Annotated in this window: 4 protein-coding genes; 3 read left to right on the top strand and 1 reads right to left on the bottom strand. The window is 60.9% G+C overall.

Features of this window, described 5'->3' with window-relative positions; translation table 11 throughout:
* The coding region (locus WA145_RS12415) for a retention module-containing protein (RefSeq protein WP_422581867.1) at positions 1–925 on the bottom strand (925 nt) is incomplete at its 3' end.
* 327 nt (positions 926–1,252) lie between these two features.
* Here WA145_RS12415 and WA145_RS12410 point away from each other — a divergent pair.
* Genes WA145_RS12410 through WA145_RS12400 form a run of 3 tightly spaced genes read left to right on the top strand, consistent with a single transcriptional unit; the run spans position 1,253 to position 6,145 of the window.
* The gene (locus WA145_RS12410) at positions 1,253–2,596 is read left to right on the top strand and encodes a TolC family outer membrane protein (RefSeq protein WP_422581866.1); all 1,344 of its coding nucleotides are present in this window, start codon (positions 1,253–1,255) and stop codon (positions 2,594–2,596) included.
* Between the two features lie 47 nt (positions 2,597–2,643).
* Positions 2,644–4,779, top strand: coding sequence for a type I secretion system permease/ATPase (locus WA145_RS12405; protein WP_422581865.1), 2,136 nt, complete (start codon positions 2,644–2,646; stop codon positions 4,777–4,779).
* Positions 4,780–4,798: 19 nt separating this feature from the next.
* Positions 4,799–6,145, top strand: coding sequence for an HlyD family type I secretion periplasmic adaptor subunit (locus WA145_RS12400; RefSeq protein ID WP_422581868.1), 1,347 nt, complete (start codon positions 4,799–4,801; stop codon positions 6,143–6,145).
* Positions 6,146–6,251: the final 106 nt, after the last annotated feature.

Genomic DNA, 6,251 nt, shown 5'->3' with positions numbered 1-6,251 from the left:
TGTAGCTGCCATCAGTGCCGGTCACGGCGGTGGTGGTGACGGTGTTGCCGTTCACGTCGGTGATGACCAGGCTCACGGTGCGGCCCGCGCCGACATCAGAGGTGCCGGAGATCGGGGCGTTGGCGATGTTGCTGCTGTTGACGTTATCCAGGCTGACGCTGAGGTTGGCCGTGGTGTCGAGAGTAAAAGTCAGACTGCTGCTCGGCGAGGTATTGCCGGTTGTATCTGTCTGGCGCACGAAAATAGTGTTTGGGCCTTCCACGGCCACGGGCGGTGTGGTGGTCCAGGTGCTGCCGTCGGTGCTGTATTCAACAGTGGCGCCAGGTAGGGTTCCGCTGGCGTTATATGTACCGTTATTGGTGATGAAATCGCCGGCCACACCGCTGTCGATAAGCAAGTTTAGAGTCGGTGGCGGAAGAAATCCGGCATCGACGGCCTCTGCTGCAACTGCATCCGCAGCTGCTGTTTCTTCATCGACAGTCTGGCCCGCCAAGCCCAGTCCAGCAGTCTCAAACCCTACAGTCGGGTCTAGTTGTTGCCCGGTCTCATCGAGTAATACAAAGCTATGGCCACCACCTGCTGCGCCGCCAGTGCCGCCGCCGGCACCTGGGCCGGCTGCAGGAGCCTCAAGGTCGGTCGTTGGGTCGAAGCCCGCAGCTAAGGCCTGCTCCAGGCCCGCAGTAGGATCCGTCGCATCGTCTGGGGCTTGAGCTGCGGCGGGTGCTGCTTGCCAGCCGCTGTTTTGGCCAACGTTGATCACTTCGCCACTGGCCAGCTGCAAGGTCACTTCACCACCCAGGCCGGTTAGGATCTGCTCACCCATTAGCAGACGCTCACCTTCGAATATTTGGCGCTTGAGGCCGTCCAGAGAAACGGCGAACACTTGTCCTACAAGGCTTTTGACGATGGCGGCGATGCTGCTCATAGAGGGACTGCTCCGAGGCTTATGCCTACAAGGGTGGCGAGGCGGGTGAATGCGTTGAGTTCAGGATGTAAAGGTTTTCGTGTCAATAATATGGCGACGGAAATTTGCTTATTCCGTTTTGGAATTGGCCTTGCGACAAAGTATTGACTGCTTTCTCGCGATAATAAACACTGCGCACCATGATGTCACTTTGATATTGGCAAATAATTCTGTGATGCGAGTCTCGCTAAAGTCGGTCAGGTATTTATTTGTGCCCACTTTTTGCGCCATTAATTTGGCGTTACGCATTGCAAGTCACTAGCCCTGCCTGATAAGGAAGTTCACTTAATGCGTTTTCTTGCTCTCGTTCCCCTTGCCCTGGCGGTATCTCTGGCCGCCCATGGTCAGACACTCAATGAAGCCATGCAAAGTGCCCTGGAAGTACACCCGGAAGTCCAGGCGGGGATCAATGCGCGTTTGTCGGTTGAAGAACAGATGAAGGCCGCCCAGGGCGGTTACCTGCCTCGGGTTGATCTGCTGGCCGGCTACGGCCGTGAAGGCACCGATAGCCCTGGTACTCGTGGACTAAACCACAACACCGAGACCCTGACTCGCGGTGAGTCTAGCCTGCGCCTGCAGCAAATGCTGTTCGACGGTTTTGCCACCAGCAGTGAAGTCGGTCGTCAGCGCGCCACGGTGAATGCCCGCGCTTATGAGTTGCTGGGTACCTCCGAGCGCACCGCGCTGACGGTGGCGCAGGTTTATCTGGATGTGCTGACTCGCCAGGAACTGGTGCGTCTGGCCGAAAGCAACCTGGCCAGCCATGAACGTATTTACGACCAGATCACCCTGCGTAGCCAGAGTGGCGTAGGGCGTACTGCCGACCTCGATCAGGCTGAGGCGCGTCTGGCCCAGGCGCGCAACAACCTGATCACCGAGCAGACCAATCTGGCGGATGCGCGGGTCAACTATTTCAGCGTGGTTGGTCGTGATGCCAGCGAGCTGAGCCCGCCGCCTGGTTTGGCGGGTCATTTGCCGGAAAACCTGCCGGCAGCGCGCCAGGAAATGCTCGCCAACAACCCTTTTCTGAGTTCGGCCGAGGCTGATGTACAGGCCACCGAACAGCAATACGAAGCCGCCAAGTCGAGTTTCTACCCGCGTTTTGATGCCGAACTGTCGCGCGGTATGGACAACAACATCGATGGCGTCAGCGGGCACAACAACCAATGGCGCGCGATGCTCAACATGAGCTACAACCTCTACGCCGGTGGCAGCAACAAGGCTGATCTGCAGTCCAAGGCCTATCAGACCAACCAGGCGATGGACATCCGCAATAATGCCCTGCGGGTATTAAATGAAGACCTCGGCCTGGCCTGGAACGCGCTGGAAAATGCCCGCCAGCAGTTGCCGATTGCCCAGCAGTACGTTGACTACAGCAGCCGTGTGCGCGAGTCCTACCAGAAGCAGTTCAGCCTGGGCGACCGTACCCTGCTGGATTTGCTCGACAGTGAAAACGAGTTGTTCACCGCCTCGCGCCGTCTTGAGGAGGTGCGTTACACCGAGCTGTTTACTCAGTACCGGATCAAGGCCACCATGGGCTCCCTGCTCAAGAGCCAGGGTGTAGTCGCGCCGATGGCCGCCGCACCACTGGACGAGATCAAGGCCCAGGCCAACTTGCCGGGTCTGAACTGAGCCCAGTCGTTGATGAGTAAAACCCAGTGGCAGTAGACCCCAGCCCGATGCAAACCCGTAGCGATCCGCGTGATCGCTACGACGACCCTCTGCTCGACAGCCTGTTGTCGCTGTGCGGCCTGCACCAGAAGTCGGTCAGCCGCGCCATGCTTACCGCAGGCTTGCCGCTGCCGGAGCAGCGCCTGAGTGCCGAGTTGCTGCCGCGTGCGGCGGCGCGTGCGGGCTTGCAGGGGCGCTGGTTGCGCCGTGGCCTGGAGAAAATTCCGGCCCTGGCCATGCCAGCCTTGCTACTGCTGCGCGATGGTCGCAGCGCCATTTTGCTGGGTTGGGATGATCTGGGCCGGGCGCGCATCATGCCCTGCGAAAGCGAGGGCGGCGAAGTGCGTGTCAGCGCCGAGGCGCTGGCTGAGGATTACAGCGGGCGGGTGTTCTTTGCCCAGCCGCAGCATAAGTTCGATTTCAACCGTGGCGAGCTGATCCCGCGCGCCACCTCCTGGTTTCGCGACACCCTCAAGCGTTCGCGCTGGTTGTATATCGATGCCATCGCGGCGAGCTTTCTGATCAATCTGATTGGCCTGGCCACGCCGCTGTTTGTGATGAACGTGTACGACCGCGTGGTGCCCAACCAGGCCGAAGCCACCCTGTGGGTGCTGGCGATTGGCATCACCGGGGTGTTCTGCTTCGACCTGCTGCTGAAGACCCTGCGCGGCCTGTGTCTGGATCTGGCGGGCAAGAAGACCGACCTGATCATCTCCGCCACGCTGTTCGAACGCATCATCGGCATGGCCATGAAGTTCCGCCCGGCGCGGGTTGGCAGTTTCGCGCAGAACATTCACGAGTTTCAGAGCCTGCGTGATTTTCTCGCATCCCTGACCCTGGCCAGCGTCATCGACCTGCCGTTTACCCTGCTGATTCTCGCGGTGATCGCCATGATCGGCGGCCATCTGGTGTGGATTCCGGTGCTCGCCTTCCCGCTGGTGGCCTTGATCGGCTGGGCTTTGCAGCGCCCGCTGGCGGAGACCATGCAGCGCACCATGGCCCTGGCCGGTGAACGTCAGTCGAGCCTGATCGAGAGCCTGGCCGGGCTGGATGCGGTCAAGGTCAATAACGCCGAAAGCGAGCGCCAGTACCTGTGGGAGCAGACCATCGGCACGTTGAGCCGTCTGGAACTGCGCGCGCGCATGCTGTCCAGCCTGGCGATGAACGCCACCCTGCTGCTGCAGCAACTGGCGGGTGTGGTGGTGATCGTGCTCGGCGTGTACCAGATCATCGACGGTAACCTGAGCATGGGCGGGCTGATCGCCTGCTACATGCTCAGCAGCCGCGCGCTGGGGCCATTGACGCAGATGTCCGGCTTGCTCACGCGCTACCAGCAGGCGCGGGTGACGCTTGAGTCGGTCAACCAGATGATGGGGCTGCCGCAGGAGCGCCAGGCCGATGAGCGCCCGCTCAAGCGCCAGTCGCTGCAGGGGGCCATCGAGTTCCGCCAGCTGGAATTCCATTACCCGGATCAGCAGCAGGCCGCTCTGCTGGGGATCAATCTGGTGGTTCGCCCCGGTGAGAAGATCGGCATCATCGGCCGCAGCGGCTCGGGTAAAAGCTCGCTGGCCAAGCTGATTGTCGGCCTGTATCAGCCCGATGCCGGCAGCCTGCTGGTCGATGGCATCGATGTGCGCCAGCTGGATGTCAGCGATCTGCGGCATAACATCGGCTATGTGCCGCAGGATATTCAGCTGTTCAGCGGCACCCTGCGCGACAACCTGGTGTCTGGCGCGCGTTATGTCGAAGATGAGCTGGTGTTGCAGGCCGCCGAACTGGCCGGCGTGCACGAATTCGTCCGGCTGCACCCGAAAGGCTACGAGCTGCAGGTCGGCGAGCGCGGCCAGAACCTCTCCGGCGGACAGCGGCAGAACGTCGCCCTGGCGCGCGCGCTGTTGCTCGATCCGCCGATTCTGCTGCTCGATGAACCGACCAGCGCCATGGACAACACTGGTGAAGAACGCCTCAAGCAGCGCCTGTCTGCGGTGATCGGCACCAAGACCCTGTTGCTGGTCACCCACCGTGCCTCGATGCTCAGCCTGGTCGACCGGCTGATCATCGTCGACCGTGGGCAGATCATCGCCGATGGGCCGAAAGGTAGCGTGATGGAAGCGCTGAAGAAGGGGCAGATCAGTGTCAGCTAAAGCGCCCGAGAAAAAGAGCCTGCGTCAGGCCGTTGCTGCCTATTTCGGCAGCCACGATGAGTTGGGCGATGAGCCGCTGCCGGAGGTCAACAAGGCGTTGATCGAGGACGCGCCACGGGTGGTGCGGTTGACCATCTGGGGCTTGATCGCTTTTGTGCTGTTCTGCCTGCTGTGGGCCAACTTCGCCGTGGTCGATGAAGTGACCCGGGGCGATGGCAAGGCGATTCCATCCTCGCGCCTGCAGAAAATCCAGAACCTGGAAGGTGGCATCGTCGCCGAGCTGTTCGTGCGTGAGGGGCAGATTGTCGAGGCCGGTGATCCGTTGCTGCGTCTGGACGATACCCGCTTTGCCTCCAACGTCGGTGAAACTGAAGCGGATCGCCTGGCCCTGTTGCTGCGCGTGGAGCGTCTGAGTGCCGAAGTGCAGGATCGTGAGCTGGTGGTCACCGCTGAGGTGCGCGAGAAGGCGCCTAAGCAGGCGGATAACGAAATCCAGCTGTTCAACAGCCGCAAGCAGCAGTTGCTCGATGAAGTGGCCGGCCTGGAAGAACAGTTGATCCAGCGCCAACAAGAGCTGCGCGAATTTGCCTCCAAGCAGGGGCAGTTCCGCAACAGCCTTAGCCTGCTGCGCCAGGAAATTCAGATGTCTGAACCGCTGGTGGCCGAGGGCGCGATTTCCCAGGTGGAAGTGCTGCGCCTCAAGCGCGCCGAAGTGGAAGCGCGTGGCCAGCTGGAGGCCACTACTCTGGCGATACCGCGCGCCGAATCGGCGATCAAGGAAGTCGAGCGCAAGATCGATGAAACCCGTGGGCGTTTCCGCAGCGAGGCGTTGACCCAGCTCAACGAGGCGCGCACCGAGCTAAGCAAAATTCAGTCAACCGGCAAGGCGCTGGAAGATCGGGTCAACCGCACCCTGGTGATCTCGCCGGTGCGCGGCATTGTCAAACAGCTGCTGGTCACCACCATCGGCGGGGTGATTCAGCCGGGTAGCGACCTGGTGGAGATCGTGCCGCTGGGTGAGAACCTGCTGGTCGAGGCGCGCATTCGCCCGCAGGACATTGCCTTCTTGCATCCGGGGCAGGAGGCGATGGTCAAATTCACCGCCTATGACTACACCATCTACGGCGGGCTCAAGGCCGAGTTGGAGCAGATCGGCGCCGATACCGTGACTGACGATGAGGGCAACAGCTTTTATGTGATCAAGCTGCGCACCAACAAGAGCCACTTGGGTAGCGAGGAACACCCGCTGTTGATCATCCCCGGCATGGTCGCTTCGGTGGATATCATCACCGGCAAGAAGAGCGTGCTCAGCTATCTGCTCAAGCCGATTATCCGCGCCCGTAGCGAGGCGTTGCGCGAGCGCTAGATAGCAGGTTTGCCCACAAGAAAGCCGCAGCTCGCTGCGGCTTTTTGCTGTCTGCGGGATTACTCGATAAACAGCTGCTGCACCACCGAGAAGTCCTGCTTGCCTT

The sequence above is a fragment of the Pseudomonas sp. genome (assembly GCF_049301935.1).
Lineage (GTDB): Bacteria > Pseudomonadota > Gammaproteobacteria > Pseudomonadales > Pseudomonadaceae > Aquipseudomonas.
This window is presented reverse-complemented; position numbering and strand designations above follow the sequence as displayed.

What these genes read in the sequence shown, in the direction of transcription:
- WA145_RS12410 (WP_422581866.1), top strand. Translation starts at nt 1,253, where the DNA reads ATGCGTTTTCTTGCTCTCGTTCCCCTTGCCCTGGCGGTATCTCTGGCC.
- WA145_RS12405 (WP_422581865.1), top strand. Translation starts at nt 2,644, where the DNA reads ATGCAAACCCGTAGCGATCCGCGTGATCGCTACGACGACCCTCTGCTC.